Origin of the sequence: Streptomyces sp. NPDC053755, assembly GCF_040677675.1 — a bacterium.
Taxonomy (GTDB): domain Bacteria; phylum Actinomycetota; class Actinomycetes; order Streptomycetales; family Streptomycetaceae; genus Streptomyces.
This window is the reverse complement of sequence record NZ_JBFASK010000003.1, coordinates 219,312-232,962: the sequence shown is the minus strand read 5'-3', so window position 1 is coordinate 232,962 and position 13,651 is coordinate 219,312. Positions and strand designations below refer to the sequence as shown.

The 13,651-nt window shown below is 73.1% G+C and carries 16 protein-coding genes; 6 read left to right on the top strand and 10 right to left on the bottom strand.

Going from position 1 to position 13,651, the window contains the following annotated elements; translation table 11 throughout:
* Window positions 1–16: 16 nt before the first annotated feature.
* Entirely contained in the window at window positions 17–598 is a 582-nt protein-coding gene (locus AB0K65_RS05655; RefSeq protein WP_365714438.1) for a DNA-3-methyladenine glycosylase I, read from the bottom strand.
* Entirely contained in the window at window positions 595–915 is a 321-nt protein-coding gene (locus tag AB0K65_RS05650; protein ID WP_365714437.1) for a hypothetical protein, read from the bottom strand. Before AB0K65_RS05650 ends, AB0K65_RS05655 begins: the two co-directional genes overlap by 4 nt.
* Window positions 916–1,019: 104 nt before the next feature.
* Between AB0K65_RS05650 and folP the strand changes: the two genes are divergently transcribed.
* The gene (gene folP, locus AB0K65_RS05645) at window positions 1,020–1,880 is read left to right on the top strand and encodes a dihydropteroate synthase (protein ID WP_365714436.1); all 861 of its coding nucleotides are present in this window, start codon (window positions 1,020–1,022) and stop codon (window positions 1,878–1,880) included.
* A 136-nt stretch (window positions 1,881–2,016) separates the two neighbouring features.
* Here the strand turns inward: folP and AB0K65_RS05640 are convergent, their stop codons facing one another.
* Together AB0K65_RS05640 and dapE are read right to left on the bottom strand one after the other, a co-directional pair.
* Complete coding sequence (locus AB0K65_RS05640) at window positions 2,017–2,766, bottom strand: TIGR00730 family Rossman fold protein (RefSeq protein ID WP_365714435.1); 750 nt, start codon at window positions 2,764–2,766, stop codon at window positions 2,017–2,019.
* Window positions 2,767–2,841: 75 nt separating this feature from the next.
* The gene (gene dapE, locus AB0K65_RS05635; RefSeq protein ID WP_365714434.1) at window positions 2,842–3,933 is read right to left on the bottom strand and encodes a succinyl-diaminopimelate desuccinylase; all 1,092 of its coding nucleotides are present in this window, start codon (window positions 3,931–3,933) and stop codon (window positions 2,842–2,844) included.
* Between the two features lie 38 nt (window positions 3,934–3,971).
* Between dapE and AB0K65_RS05630 the strand changes: the two genes are divergently transcribed.
* Window positions 3,972–4,937, top strand: coding sequence for a hypothetical protein (locus AB0K65_RS05630; RefSeq protein WP_365714433.1), 966 nt, complete (start codon window positions 3,972–3,974; stop codon window positions 4,935–4,937).
* Between the two features lie 311 nt (window positions 4,938–5,248).
* Window positions 5,249–5,686 carry an ATP-binding protein gene (locus AB0K65_RS05625; protein WP_365714432.1) on the top strand — a complete coding sequence of 146 codons (438 nt, stop codon included), beginning with the start codon at window positions 5,249–5,251 and terminating at the stop codon, window positions 5,684–5,686.
* A 106-nt stretch (window positions 5,687–5,792) separates the two neighbouring features.
* Here the strand turns inward: AB0K65_RS05625 and dapC are convergent, their stop codons facing one another.
* A complete protein-coding gene (gene dapC / locus AB0K65_RS05620; RefSeq protein ID WP_365714431.1) occupies window positions 5,793–6,899 on the bottom strand; it encodes a succinyldiaminopimelate transaminase in 1,107 nt (368 codons plus the stop codon).
* 84 nt (window positions 6,900–6,983) lie between these two features.
* Window positions 6,984–7,304, bottom strand: a complete 321-nt coding sequence (gene fdxA / locus AB0K65_RS05615; RefSeq protein ID WP_003985062.1) for a ferredoxin — start codon at window positions 7,302–7,304, stop codon at window positions 6,984–6,986.
* Between the two features lie 112 nt (window positions 7,305–7,416).
* Here fdxA and AB0K65_RS05610 point away from each other — a divergent pair, with 112 nt between their 5' ends.
* From AB0K65_RS05610 to AB0K65_RS05600, 3 genes are all read left to right on the top strand, one after another.
* The gene (locus AB0K65_RS05610) at window positions 7,417–8,418 is read left to right on the top strand and encodes a GNAT family N-acetyltransferase (RefSeq protein ID WP_365714430.1); all 1,002 of its coding nucleotides are present in this window, start codon (window positions 7,417–7,419) and stop codon (window positions 8,416–8,418) included.
* The gene (locus AB0K65_RS05605; RefSeq protein WP_365714429.1) at window positions 8,415–9,248 is read left to right on the top strand and encodes a transglutaminase-like domain-containing protein; all 834 of its coding nucleotides are present in this window, start codon (window positions 8,415–8,417) and stop codon (window positions 9,246–9,248) included. Before AB0K65_RS05610 ends, AB0K65_RS05605 begins: the two co-directional genes overlap by 4 nt.
* A 195-nt stretch (window positions 9,249–9,443) precedes the next feature.
* Complete coding sequence (locus AB0K65_RS05600; protein WP_365714428.1) at window positions 9,444–9,668, top strand: hypothetical protein; 225 nt, start codon at window positions 9,444–9,446, stop codon at window positions 9,666–9,668.
* Between the two features lie 100 nt (window positions 9,669–9,768).
* Here the strand turns inward: AB0K65_RS05600 and AB0K65_RS05595 are convergent, their stop codons facing one another.
* The 4 genes from AB0K65_RS05595 to AB0K65_RS05580 form a co-directional block, all read right to left on the bottom strand.
* The gene (locus AB0K65_RS05595; protein WP_365714529.1) at window positions 9,769–12,012 is read right to left on the bottom strand and encodes a hypothetical protein; all 2,244 of its coding nucleotides are present in this window, start codon (window positions 12,010–12,012) and stop codon (window positions 9,769–9,771) included.
* Window positions 12,013–12,104: 92 nt separating this feature from the next.
* Window positions 12,105–12,449 (bottom strand): DUF6113 family protein, encoded by a 345-nt coding sequence (locus AB0K65_RS05590; protein ID WP_365714528.1) that lies wholly within the window; start codon window positions 12,447–12,449, stop codon window positions 12,105–12,107.
* Between the two features lie 8 nt (window positions 12,450–12,457).
* Entirely contained in the window at window positions 12,458–13,351 is an 894-nt protein-coding gene (mshB, locus tag AB0K65_RS05585; RefSeq protein ID WP_365714427.1) for an N-acetyl-1-D-myo-inositol-2-amino-2-deoxy-alpha-D-glucopyranoside deacetylase, read from the bottom strand.
* A gap of 41 nt (window positions 13,352–13,392) precedes the next feature.
* On the bottom strand, window positions 13,393–13,587 hold the full coding sequence (locus AB0K65_RS05580) for a hypothetical protein (RefSeq protein WP_137993529.1): 195 nt from the start codon (window positions 13,585–13,587) through the stop codon (window positions 13,393–13,395).
* Window positions 13,588–13,651: the final 64 nt, after the last annotated feature.

The following is a 13,651-nucleotide window of genomic DNA, read 5'->3' as shown; positions in this document are numbered from 1 at the left end:
CCGGGAGAGGGGCCGCTTACGCTCCTCGGGCGACGCAGTCCTTCAGATGGTCGTCGACCAGGCCGCAGGCCTGCATCAGGGCGTAGGCGGTCGTCGGGCCGATGAAGCGGAGGCCGCGCTTCTTGAGGTCCTTCGACAGGGCCGTCGACTCGGTGGTGACGGCCGGGACGTCCGCCGTGGTGAGCGGGGCGGGGCGGGTCGCCGGATCCGGGGCGTGCGACCAGATCAGCGCGTCCAGTTCGCCCGGCTCCCACCTGGCGAGCACCTTGGCGTTGGCGAGGGTCGCGTCGACCTTGGCGCGGTTGCGGATGATCCCCTCGTCGGCGAGGAGCCGCTCGCGGTCCGTCTCGTCGAACGCGGCGACCGCGGCGATCTCGAAGCCGGCGAAGGCACGCCGGAAGCCGTCGCGCCTCCGCAGGATCGTGATCCACGAGAGCCCCGACTGGAAGGCCTCCAGGCACAGCCGCTCGAAGAGGGCGTCGTCGCCGCGGACGGGTCGCCCCCACTCCTCGTCGTGGTACGTGACGTAGTCCGGGGTCGACAGCCCCCAGGGGCAGCGGAGCGCTCCGTCCGGGCCCGCGACCGCCTCGCCGCTCACCGCTCCTCTTCCCCGCCGCGGCGGGCCGTCTCGGCCAGCTCGGCCTCCAGCTCGGCGATGCGCGCGTCCCGCTCCGCGAGCTCTGCGCCCAGGCGCCCGAGGACGTCGTCCACGTCCGCCATGCGGTAGCCGCGGGCCGTGACCGGGAGGCGGAGCGCCTCGACGTCGGCGCGGCCGACGGGCCGGGTCGCCGGCAGGGGGTCCACCAGCTGCTCCGGCGCCACCTCGGGCAGCACCTCGGTGTCGCCGCCGCCGACCACCGCCAGAGTGACCGCGGCGACGACCACGACCATCGCGATCAGCAAAAACCAGAACACCAGCGCGCGCCTCTCCGGAAGTGGAAATCGTCCCGTGCCGATCGTGCCATGCGCCACCGGCGGTTAGGGTCGCAGGCGAACGGATGCGAGGGAGGACAAAAGGGATGCTGCGCTTGGGACGGCGTGAATTCGGGCCGCACGAGCCGGTGATCATGGCGATCGTCAACCGGACGCCCGACTCCTTCTACGACCAGGGCGCCACCTTCCGCGACGAGCCCGCTCTCGCCCGCGTCGAGCAGGCGGTGTCCGAGGGCGCCGCCATCATCGACATCGGCGGGGTCAAGGCCGGCCCCGGCGAGGAGGTGTCGGCCGAGGAGGAGGCCCGCCGCACGGTCGGCTTCGTGGCGGAGGTGCGGCGGCGGCATCCGGACGTGGTCATCAGCGTCGACACCTGGCGCGCCGACGTCGGCGAGGCGGTGTGCGAGGCCGGCGCGGACCTCCTGAACGACGCGTGGGGCGGGGTGGACCCGGCTCTCGCGGAGGTGGCCGCCCGGTACGGCGCCGGGCTGGTCTGCACCCACGCGGGGGGCGCGGAGCCGCGCACCCGGCCGCACCGGACCGTGTATGAGGACGTGATGGCGGACATCCTGCGGGTGACCGTGGGTCTGGCCGAGCGGGCGGTCTCCCTGGGGGTGCGCCGCGACGGGATCATGATCGACCCGGGGCACGACTTCGGGAAGAACACCCGGCACAGCCTGGAGGCGACCCGGCGGCTCGGCGAGATGACGGAGACGGGGTGGCCGGTGCTGGTCTCCCTGTCCAACAAGGACTTCGTCGGGGAGACCCTGGACCGGCCGGTCAAGGAGCGGGTGGTGGGGACGCTGGCGACGACGGCGGTCTCGGCGTGGCTCGGCGCCCGGGTCTACCGGGTGCACGAGGTGGCCGAGACCCGGCAGGTGCTCGACATGGTGGCGTCGATCGCGGGTCACCGGCCCCCGGCGGTGGCGCGCCGCGGGCTGGCCTGACGCGGTCCCCCGGGAACGGGGGACCTCAGGGACCCGCGGGAACAGGGGATCCGCGCGAACGGCGGCCCCGGGGAACAGGGGCCGGGTCCCGCGAGGGGCGCCCGGCCCGTCCCGTAACCCCCTCAGGGGGGCGCGGTCAGCGCCCGGTCTCCTTGGACACCAGCTCCACGGCCTCCTTGACGTCGTCGGTCACGTGGAAGAGCAGCAGGTCCCGTTCCGACGCCTTGCCGCCCGCCACGACGGTGTCGCGGAGCCAGTCGACGAGGCCGCTCCAGTAGTCCGTGCCGAAGAGCACGATGGGGAATCGGGTGACCTTCCGCGTCTGGACGAGGGTCAGCGCCTCGAACAGCTCGTCCAGGGTGCCCAGTCCGCCCGGCAGCACCACGAACCCCTGCGCGTACTTCACGAACATCGTCTTGCGGACGAAGAAGTACCGGAAGTTCACGCCGATGTCGACGTGCGGGTTGAGCCCCTGTTCGAAGGGCAGCTCGATGCCGAGGCCGACCGAGATGCCCTTGGCCTCGCGCGCTCCCTTGTTCGCCGCCTCCATGGCGCCCGGGCCGCCGCCGGTGATCACCGCGAAGCCGGCCTCGACCAGGGCGCGGCCGAGGCGTACGCCCGCGTCGTACTCGGGCGAGTCGGGGCGGGTCCTGGCCGAGCCGAAGACGCTGATCGCGCTGGGCAGTTCGGCGAGCGCGCCGAAGCCCTCGACGAATTCGGACTGGATGCGCATGACCCGCCAGGGGTCGGTGTGCACCCACTCCGAGTCGCCCTCGGTGTCCAGCAGACGCTGGTCCGTGGTGCCGGACTGGACCTGGTCCCGGCGCCGCAGCACCGGCCCCAGCCGCTGCTCCTCCGGCTTCCACGCTCCCTCGGGGATACCCATGGCCTGCTCCCTCCACCGATCCACTGATCTTCTGGTTCGGTCAGGGTAGGTCCCCAGACGTGACAAAAAGCGAAATTACGCCTGTCCGTCAGTGAGCCAGTCGCGGAGCCGTGCCTCGCAGTGCCGGATCCTGTCGACGATCACGTGCTCGTCGCGCTTGTGCGCGTACAGAGGGTTACCGGGGCCGTAGTTGACCGCGGGGACGCCGAGGGCGCTGAAGCGGGAGACGTCCGTCCAGCCGAACTTGGGCTGGGCGGTGCCGCCGACGGCCGCCATGAAGGCCGCCGCGGCCGGGTGGGAGAGGCCGGGCAGGGCGCCGCCGCTCTCGTCGTCGACCACGATCTCGGCGACGCCGCAGTCGGCGAAGACCTCCTGGACGTGGCGCAGGGCCTCGGCCGGGGAGCGGTCGGGGGCGTAGCGGTAGTTGACGACGACCGTGCAGGCGTCGGGGATGACGTTGGTGGCGACGCCGCCCTCGATGCCCACGGCGTTGAGTCCCTCGTGGTACTCCAGGCCGTCGATGACCGGCTTGCGCGGCTCGTAGGCGGCCAGCCGGGCGAGAATCGGGGCGGCGGCGTGGATGGCGTTGGACCCCATCCAGGAGCGCGCGGAGTGGGCGCGCTCGCCCTCCGTGCGCAGGTGGACCCGCAGCGTGCCCTGGCAGCCGCCCTCGACCTGCCCGTCGGAGGGTTCGAGCAGGACGGCGAAGTCGCCCTCCAGCCAGTCCGGGTGGGCCTCGGCGACCTTCCCCAGCCCGTTGAGGTGGGCGGCGACCTCTTCGTTGTCGTAGAAGACGAAGGTGAGGTCGCGGTTGGGCGCGGGGACGGTGGCGGCGACGCGGAGCTGGACGGCGACGCCGGACTTCATGTCGGAGGTGCCACAGCCCCACAGGACGCCGTCGTCGTCGAGCCGGGAGGGCACGTTCTCGGCGATCGGGACGGTGTCGATGTGGCCGGCGAGGACGACGCGCTCGGCGCGGCCCAGATGGGTGCGCGCCACGACGTTGTTGCCGTGCCGGTCCACGGTGAGGTGGGGCAGCCCGCGCAGGGCCTGCTCGATCGCGTCGGCGAGCGGCTTCTCGGTCCCGCTGACCGAGGGGAAGTCGACGAGTGCGGCGGTGAGCGCCGGCCCGTCCAGCGTGAGGTCGAGGGGAGCGTTGTCAGCCATGTGCCGACCCTAACCCGGCCTCCAGTACGGTTGGCCCCGTGTCCGAGTCCGCCTCCTTCCCCGGCCGAAACCGCACCTCCCGCCGTCGTGGCCGTGCCGCCAGATACACGGCCGCCTTCGCCGCGCTGCTCGGCGTGGTCGCCTATGTGGCCGTGCACCAGCTCACGGGTGGCGGGGGCGCTCCGCGGTGCTTCGTGGGCAGTGGCGAGAACACCTACGAGTTCACGCCGGAGCAGGCGTCGAGCGCCGCCACGATCTCGGCCGTCGGCACGACCCGCGGGATGCCGGAGCGGGCGGTCACGATCGCCCTCGCGACGGCGTTGCAGGAGTCGGCGCTGCGCAACATCTCCCACGGCGACCGCGATTCGCTCGGCCTCTTCCAGCAGCGCCCCTCGCAGGGCTGGGGCACTCCTGAGCAGATCATGGACCCGGTGTACTCCTCGGGGAAGTTCTACGAGGGCCTGGCCAAGGTCCGGGGCTATTCGCGGCTTCCGCTGACGGTGGCGGCGCAGAAGGTGCAGCGCAGCGGTTTTCCGCAGGCTTACGCGAAGCACGAGCCGGACGCGGCGCTGCTCTCGGCGGCGCTGACGGGCCGCTCGGCCGCGGCGCTCCGCTGTACGTCGGGTCCGGCGCGCGAGGGGCAGGCGGGCGACCCGGCGAAGGTCCGCGAGGAGCTGGTGCGGGCCTTCGGCGAGAAGGTGCTGCCGAAGGCGGGCGTGGGCGGTTCGGGGAGCGCGGGTGCGCGGGCGGGCGGCGGGCCGGCGGAGCTGGCGGTGCCCGTGCGGGCGGCGGCCGGTTCGCAGGAGCGGCGCGGCTGGGAGCTGGCCCACTGGGCGGTGGCGCGAGCGGACTCGCTGCGTGTCGCGGAGGTGGCGTACGCGGGGAGGGTCTGGCGCGCGAGCGACGCCTCCGGCGGGTGGGCGAAGGCGGCGGCCGCGGCCTCCGACGGGGTTCCGGGCGCCTTCTCCGGATCCGGCAGCGTCCGAATTCGACTCGCACAGTAGCCGGGCATTCGTACGGCGATTCACTCGCCCGTGGCCGGTGCCGGAAACGCGCACCAGCGGATCCGGACGTTTTCCGGGTCCACGCGAAATCGCGTGTCATGTCAGAGCAATTTCCTTGTGGGGCAAGGGAAGTGACGGTTCGGCAGGCGTTGACGCAATGACGCGTTCGCCCGTTTTCCTCCCCACCCGACAATACGACGCATTACCAATTCTTTACCTTCGGTCGCCGCAACCTCTCCCTCCCCCCGGCCGGTTGTCACTGCGTCCGAACGCCGGACACCCGCAAATGTCCTCTCCGTCGAAGGAGCACCATGTCCCTCCCCCTGACCCGTCGGATCGCCCGCGCCGCCCTCCTTGTCGCGGCCGGAGCAGCCCCCGTGGTCGGTGCGGCCGGCTCCGCAAGCGCCCTGGACCACAGCCTGGCGCCGACCGGCGCCCTCTCCGGCATCAGCTCGCTCGACGGCGCCGGAGTCGGCACCGCCGTCGACGGCGCCTCGCAGACCGCCACCGGTGTCGCCGGCGACACCGGCAGCAAGGCCGTCGGCAAGGCCGTCCCGGCCGCCGGCAAGACCGTCGGCACCGCCGGCAAGACCGCCACCCCGGCCGCCCAGAAGGTCGCGGGCGACACCGCGGGCAGCGCGGGCGAGGTCCTCGGCGAGACCGCCGGCACCGCCACCGACAGCGCCCCGGCCACGGGCGCCCTCGGCGAGGGCGTGCCGTCCCTGGGCGGCCTGCCTCTCGGCGGCTGACGGCGGCCGGCCGCCTTCGGTCACCGCACCCACACGAAGGGCCCGGGGAGCGCGACGCTCCCCGGGCCCTTCGCCGACACCCGTCGGCCGTACGCGCGCCGCGCCGTCAGCCCAGGCGCTTGACCGCCGCCTCGACGCGTTCGTCGGTGGCGGTGAAGGCCACCCGGACGAACCGGTCCCCCGCCGTCCCGTAGAAGTCGCCGGGCGCCACCAGGACGCCCTTCTCGGCCAGGTAGGCCACCGTCTCCCAGCACGGCTCGTCGCGGGTCGCCCACAGGTAGAGGCTCGCCTCGCTGTGCTCGATCCGGAAGCCGTGCGCCTCCAGGGCGGCACGCAGCGCCGCGCGCCGGGCCGCGTAGCGCTCCCGCTGCTCGGCCACGTGCGTGTCGTCTCCCAGCGCGGCGACCGTGGCGGCCTGCACCGGGGCGGGCGTCATCATGCCGCCGTGCTTGCGGATCAGCAGCAGCTCGGCCAGGACGTCGGCGTCGCCCGCGACGAAGGCGGCCCGGTAGCCGGCCAGGTTCGACCGCTTGGAGAGCGAGTGGACGGCGACGATGCCCTCGTACGTACCGCCGCAGACGTCCGGGTGCAGGACGGAGACCGGCTCGGCCTCCCAGCCCAGCTCCAGGTAGCACTCGTCGGAGAAGACGAGGATGCCGTGTTCGCGCGCCCAGGCCACGATCCGGGTCAGCTCGTCCTTGCCGAGGACCTTGCCCGTGGGGTTGGAGGGCGAGTTGAGCCACAGCAGCCGCAGGCCGGACGGGTCCAGCTCCGTCGGGTCGTCGTACACGACCGGCTCGGCCCCGCAGAGCCGCGCGCCGACCTCGTACGTCGGGTAGGCCAGACGCGGGTAGGCGACCCGGTCTCCCGCGCCGAGACCGAGCTGCGTCGGCAGCCAGGCCACCAGCTCCTTGGACCCGACGACCGGCAGGACGTTGCGGTGGCCGAAGCCGACCGCGCCCAGGCGCCGCTCGCACCAGCCGGTCAGCGCGTCACGCAGCTCGGTGGTCCCCCACACCGTGGGGTAGCCCGGCGAGTCGGCCGCCGCGGTCAGCGCCCGCCGGATCGGCTCCGGCACCGGGTCCACCGGGGTGCCCACGGACAGGTCCACGATGCCGTCCGGATGGGCCGCCGCCGTCTTCTTGTACGGCTCCAGCTTGTCCCAGGGGAAGACGGGCAGGCGCGAAGAGACCGCGCCCGAGACTGCGCTCACGAGATGGCTCACTTCCTCGTACGTACGGAAAACGCGTCGGTCCCGTACAGCGGGCGAGGCCGTACGGGACCGAAGGCGGCTCGATCAGCCGTTCTGCGGCGGCAGAGCGGCGATGAAGGGGTGGTCCCGCTCGATCAGGCCGAGCTTGGAGGCACCACCGGGCGAACCGAGCTCGTCGAAGAACTCGACGTTCGCCTTGTAGTAGTCCTTCCACTCCTCCGGGGTGTCGTCCTCGTAGAAGATGGCCTCGACCGGGCAGACCGGCTCACAAGCACCACAGTCGACGCATTCGTCCGGGTGGATGTACAAGGACCGGGAGCCCTCGTAGATGCAGTCGACGGGGCACTCCTCGATGCATGCCTTGTCCTTGACGTCGACACAAGGCTGCGCGATGACGTAGGTCACGCTGTCGTTCCTCCTCGGTAGGGCTGGTCTGCGCGGGAGCGCGGCGTCGTCGATGCCCGCACCTAGTATCTCCGTTCTTGGGGACGATCCGAACAGGAGGGGCGGAGAAGCCGTGGAATTCACCGCTGGAGGGCGCCTTGAGGTGCGTGTCACCCGTGCTGACGTGGGGAAACGTGTCTCAGTTCGGTACGTGACGGACGCAGGCGCGCCCGGTGCGACGTTCACGGACGCGGTCGGCGTGCTCACATCATGGGACGCCGGTGTGGTGCTGATCACACGGCGGACCGGTGAGAGCGTCCGGATCGCGGAATCCGCCCTGGTCGCGGGGAAGGTGGTGCCCGCCGCACCGGCCCGCAGGCGTGGTCCCGCGGCCTCCTTCGAGGAGCTGGCGCGGGTCACGGCGCGCGCCTGGGAGCCGGTGGAGAGCGAGCGCCTCGGCGACTGGACGCTGCGGGCCGCGTCCGGGTTCACCCGGCGCGCGAACTCGGTGCTGCCGCTCGGCGAGCCGGGGCTGCCCCTGGACGCGGCCCTGGCGCGCGTACGGGAGTGGTACGCGGCCCGGGAGCTGCCGGCGTACGTCCAGGCGGCGACGGGGGCCGAGGGGGCGCAGGAGATGCTCTGCGCGGATCTGGAGCACCACGGCTGGCGCCGGGAGGTCTCGGCCGAGGTCCGGATCGGAGGACTGGCGCCGGTCGGCGACCTGGACGCCGACGTGTCCCCGGTCCGGCTGTCCCGCTCCCTGGACCCGTCCTGGCTCCACCGCTACCAGCGGTTCGGTGTGCCCGGCCCCCATGTGCTCAGAGTCCTGGAAAGCGGCCCGAGTGTGTGGTTCGCGTCCGTACCGGGCACGGGAGACATACCGGCGGCGATCGGGCGGTGTGTGGTGGACGGCCGCTGGGCCGGCTTCATGGCGGTGGAGGTCGACCCCGCACGGCGCCGCCAGGGGCTCGCCACGGCCGTCATGACGGCGCTCGCCCGGAAGGCGCTGGACGAGGGCGCTTCGGCGGCCTGGCTCCAGGTGGAGGCGGACAACGACGCCGGGCGCGCCCTGTACGAGGGCATGGGCTTCGCGGTCCACCACCACTACCACCACTATCGAGCGGCGGAGGCGTGAGCGACGTGACCGACTGGCGGCGGGAGTTCGCGCAGGAGGCCCGGGCGCGGCGACCGGACCTGGCGCGGCTCTGCCTGCTGATCGGCGCGGAGGCGGACCCGACGGTGACGCGCCACGACCTGGACGCCGCCGAGATCGAGCTGGACCGGCTGGCGGGGCTCGTACCGTACGCGACGCGCGGGGCGGGCGCGGACGCCTGGGTCGCGGCACTGGGCGAGCTGCTGGGCCGCCGCTGCGGCTTCCAGGGCGTCCCCTCCGACTACCAGCGACTGGACTCCTCGCTGCTGCACGAGGTCCTGCGCCGACGGCGGGGCCTGCCGATCCTCCTGTCCGTGGTGTGGATGGAGGTCGCCCGGCGGGCGGGAGCGCCGGTGTACGGCCTCGGCCTGCCGGGCCACTTCGTGGTGGGCTTCGGCGACCCGGCGGACCAGGTCTTCGCGGATCCGTTCGCCGGGGGCCGGGCGATGACGGGTGTGGACGCGGAGCTGCTGGTGGCGGGCGCGACGGGCGGGCCGCTCGAACCGTCCATGATGCGCCCCGCGGACGCGCTGGACATCGTGCTGCGGATCCTGAACAACATCCGCGCCTGGGCCGCTCCCCGCCCGGAGCGCTCGGCGGTCGCCCTCTGGGCGGTGGAGCTCTCCCTGCTGCTCCCCTCCCACCCGGCGCGGCTGCGCTACGAGCACGCGGAGCTGCTGGTGCAGCGCGGCGAGTTCCAGGCGGGCGCGGCGGAGATGGAGGCGTACGCGACGGTCGTGGACGCGGTCGAGCCCAGCGCGGCGGCCTCGATCCGCCACCGGGCCCAGGCGGCGAGGGCCCTGCTGAACTAGGGCGTGTTTCTGGTGGGATCCGGCAGCGGGCCCGGCGCCCGTCACCGGGGTGTGCCCGGGGCCGGATTACCCCGCTGTGCCGGGGCGAACTCCCCCCGCCTTCCGGCCGGGTTGCCCCGCGAACGCGCTCACGGAGCGTAATGTGAGCCACGCCACTGTGTGAACCGGTACGACACGCAGAGCGGAAGGCTGCCATTGCACACCCCTTACGGCCCGGGCGCGTTCGTCGCTCATACGGGCACCGACGTCTACGGCCCGGGAAAGGTCATCGGCGTGGACGGCGCGCACCGTCGCGTGCGGTTCGTGCACTTCGTCGCGACGGTCCGCGCCGACGACCTGCGTCCCGCCTCGTCCGGGGAGACCCGGGAGATCCAGGAGTGGCTCCGGGCGCGGAGACGGAAGTACGGGGGCGTGTGGTGACGGATCCGGACGGCCGGGGCCGGTGCCGGTCCGCCGCACGACGAGGGCCCCCGTCCGGTGTCTCCCGGACGGGGGCCCCAGCGCAGGGGCGTCGGCCGCGTCAGCCCTGCCCGTCCAGGTCGATGACCTTCGTGCGTTCCGCCTGGGTCTTGCCCAGCAGGGCCTCGCGCATCGCGAAGGCGACGTCGTCGGCGGAGACCTGGTGCTTCTTGCCGTCGCCCTTGGTGATCATGATGCCGTCGAAGACGCCGTCGAGGAGCTCGTCGATCGCGTTCTTGTCGTAGACCTCCACCAGGCGGCCGTCGACCGGCTTCATGGAGAGGATCTTCGGCAGGGACTTCGCCGGGCCGAACTGGATCTCCTTCGAACCCGCCTTGATCGTGATCAGGCCGGACATGGCGGGCTTGGCGAAGTCGTTCATCGCCCGGTCCAGCTCGGCCTTGGTGATCGTGGGCTGACGGGTCACGACGGGCAGCTCGACGGTGTTCGGCGTGCCCGTCTGGACCTGGGCGCGGTACGCGTCCTTCACCGAGATCATGGAACGCGCGATGTCCAGGCCCTTGCCCGGCTTGCCCTCCACGGCGGTGGCCTTGCCGGGGGAGAACGTGATCGTGCCCTCGGTCGCCGAGCCGGAGGCGCCGGCCACGTCCTTGAGGGCGACGCTCAGCTTCTCCTCGTCGACCGGCAGCACCGGCTGGGCGACGCGCTTGCCCCCGAAGAGGGTGCTGATGACGGAGACGGGGTTGTAGTCGCTGCCCGCGGCGCCCCGGACGGTCTCCTGGCTGTCCAGGGAGAGACCCGCCTTGTCCGGCGCCAGCTCGACCTTCTTGCCGTCGACGCTGAGCCGCAGAGGCGTCGCGGCGCGCTTGCCGAGGGCAGCCTCCAGCTTGTTGACGGCCTCCTCCTTCGTACCGCCGCCGATGTCCACGCCGAGAACGGTGGTGCCCTTGGGGACGTCGGAGTGGTTGAGGAGCAGACCGGCGCCGTAGGCGAGGCCGGCGAGGCCGACCACGCCGAAGGCGACGAGGGGGAGCTTGGAGCGGCCCTTCTTCGCGGGGGCCGAGGGCGGCGGGGTGGCGGAGGAGGGGCGGGCGGGTGCCGGCCTGCCGGAGGAGGCGACCTCGGGGGCGGAGAACCCTTCCGGACTCCGGCGGGCCGGGTCCGGTCCCGAGGGGACGACCGGAATGCCGCTCGAGAGGGTGTCCCCCGAGACGTGGCCGCCGTCGACGGGGGCCCCGGGGCCGTGCGGGGCGCCCGGAGCGGGGCCCTGCGGCGTGAGGATCGCGGTGTCGTCCGACAGCCGCGGCGGCTCGGCGAACGCGGGGGCGCCGTGCGGGCCGCTCGCGAAGGGGTTCCCGGCGTAGGGGTCGGCACCCGCGGCTCCGTCGCCGGGCACGGGGCCCGTCATCGGACCGGTCATGGGGCCGGTGGTCGGGCCGCTCGGGGGCAGCGGGGCCTCCGCGCCGTACCCGGTCCCGTCGTCGAGGGGCGGCGTGGACAGGAACATCGGCGTCCCGCCCGCCGGGGTGGCCGAGATCGAGGCGCCGCCGACCGTCGGGATGCCTCCCGTCGCCGGCCCGGCGAAGCCGGATCCGCGCGGACCGCCCGCGGGCTTTCCCGGCTGCCCGGGCGCGGACGTCCGAGGACCACCCGGTGCGCCGGCAGCGCCCGACACGGCGGCACCGGCACCCATCCCCGCGGGGCCCGTGGGGCCCGGGGACCGGGAGGGACCCGCGGGGTCGGCGGAGCCGGAAGGCGCCGGCGGTGTCGCGGGGGCGGAGGGTGCCGACGGGGCCGCCGGCTTGCGCGGGGCGAACCAGTCGCTGGTCGGCTTCTCCTCGGCCTTCGCGGCCGTCTCCGGTGCCGGCGCCGGAGCGGCCGGCTCCGGCCGGGCTGCCGGGGCGGGGGCCGGAGCGGGGGCCGGTGCGGCCTTCCCGCCGTCCCCGGACGTGTCCGGGGCCGCCGGGTCCGCGCCCGTGTCGGCGACGGTCTTGCGGACGACGACGGGCGGGATCGGCCGGGAACCCGGAATGTTGATCCGGATCCGGGTCGTCAGCGTCGTCTCCGTCTTGGGTTCCTCCGGCTGCGGCTGCGAGCGCGGCGGCCCGGCAGCGGCGCTCTCCTCCACCGCGTCCTGCGTGGGGTGGAGCGACGGATACTGACGGGATCCGTACGGCGGTGTACCCGAGGGGTACGCGGCTCCACCGCGCCCCTGGGCGCCGGAGGAGGAACTGTCAGTCTCTCGACCAGTTTCACGACTCAAAGCAGGATCTCCCGGTTGGCTCCGCCGCCCGCTCTTGCTGATGCTCGTATACCCGGGCGGTTCGGCGGCGCGCACCACCATACTGTCCGCCGCCGACACATAGCGGACGGCCGTGGGCCGAGCTACGGTCATTCCGGCCGAAGTCCGGGCAGCCTTCACTCAAGTCGGCCTGTTCACGGGGCCGGTCGCGGCAGCCGTCCCACCGTGGCGCACATCACAGCGATGGCCATGCCTCCCAACAGGTAGAGCATCTCCGCGAACCCTCCGCCGAAGACCCCGTCTCCTTCCGGCCGTCCCAGCCCGAGCAGCACGATGGCGACGAGCCAGCCCGCCGCCGGGGCGACCACCCCGAGCTGGGTGTCGGTGGCGCGCAGCCCGCCGTAGAACAGGCCGGCGACACCGAGGAGCCCGGCGATCAAACCGCCCGGAAACCAGGCGTTTTGGACGAGCGCGCCCGCGGCGGCGACCGCCATGCCGAGGGCGAAGAGGAGTACGTACCAGACCACCCGGGCGTTCATGCGTCCGCTCACGCGCTCACTCCCGCGAACAGGTCGTCCTCGTGCGCGCCTTCGGGTGCGCCCGGGGTGCCGACGGCCAACTGGTAGTACTCCGAGGTGAGGATCGGCTGCCCGAGGTCGTTGGACAGGGCGAAGAAGGGTCCGTCCACGGCGATTTGCGTGGCATGGGCACGCATCGCGGCGGTCTTGCGGGCGGCCCAGACCGGCTCGCCGTCGATCCGGGCGGTGATCAGCGACGGGTCGACCACGCCCGGGACGTCGTCGATGTCCGCGATGCCCGGGAAGGCAGCCGCGCCCTCGGCGCGCAGCCGGGCGAAACCGGCTTCGGCCTCCGGCCGCGGGACCCGGTTCCAGTAGATCTTCGCGATGGCGTGTCCGGGGCCGAGGTCGGGGCGGTAGTCGCCGTCGGCGGCCAGTTCGGCGGCGCGCATGGCGACGCGGTGGGCCTGGATGTGGTCGGGGTGGCCGTATCCGCCGTCGGGGTCGTAGGTGACGAGCACCTGCGGGCGGGTCTCGCGGATCACCTCGACGAGGTACGGGGCGGCGTCGTCGACGGCCGTGTTCCAGAAGGCGCCTTCGCGCCGGTTCTGCTCCACGCCCATCATTCCGGAGTCGCGGAAGCGACCCGGGCCGCCGAGGAACCGGTGGTCGGTGACGCCCAGCTCCTTCATCGCGGCGGCCAGTTCGCCGACGCGGTGGTCGCCGAGCCGGTCCTCCCGGTCGGGTGCGAGATGGGCGAGGCCGGGCGGGATGACCTCGCCCTCCTCGCCGAGGGTGCAGGTCACCAGCGTGACCAGGGCGCCCTCCGCCGCGTACCTGGCCATGGTGGCGCCGTTGTTGATCGACTCGTCGTCGGGGTGCGCGTGCACCAGGAGCAGACGACGGGCTGGGAGATCCGTCATGGCCCCACCCTACGAGGCGGGGCCGGTGACCAGCACGAGGCTCAGAACTTGAGGCCGCCGATCATGCCGGCGACGTTCGTGGTGAGGGTGCTGATGGACGGGGCGATGGAGGAGCTCGCCAGGTAGAACCCGAGGAGCGCGCAGACCGCCGCATGTCCAGCCTTGAGCCCGGATTTCCGGATCAGCAGGAAGACGACGATCGCCAGCAGCACCACCGCCGAAATCGAGAGTGCCACGGCGGTTCACCTCCACACTTCTTCGGTCGGATATTCGGACGGTCAGGTCAGCGAGCATGTGCCA

Excerpts from the sequence above, each read along its gene's own strand:
- folP (WP_365714436.1), top strand. The coding sequence starts at position 1,020 with ATGCTGCGCTTGGGACGGCGTGAATTCGGGCCGCACGAGCCGGTGATC.
- AB0K65_RS05640 (WP_365714435.1), bottom strand. The coding sequence starts at position 2,766 with ATGGGTATCCCCGAGGGAGCGTGGAAGCCGGAGGAGCAGCGGCTGGGG.
- dapE (WP_365714434.1), bottom strand. The coding sequence starts at position 3,933 with ATGGCTGACAACGCTCCCCTCGACCTCACGCTGGACGGGCCGGCGCTC.
- AB0K65_RS05625 (WP_365714432.1), top strand. The coding sequence starts at position 5,249 with ATGTCCCTCCCCCTGACCCGTCGGATCGCCCGCGCCGCCCTCCTTGTC.
- AB0K65_RS05595 (WP_365714529.1), bottom strand. The coding sequence starts at position 12,012 with ATGGTGGTGCGCGCCGCCGAACCGCCCGGGTATACGAGCATCAGCAAG.
- AB0K65_RS05590 (WP_365714528.1), bottom strand. The coding sequence starts at position 12,449 with ATGAACGCCCGGGTGGTCTGGTACGTACTCCTCTTCGCCCTCGGCATG.
- mshB (WP_365714427.1), bottom strand. The coding sequence starts at position 13,351 with ATGACGGATCTCCCAGCCCGTCGTCTGCTCCTGGTGCACGCGCACCCC.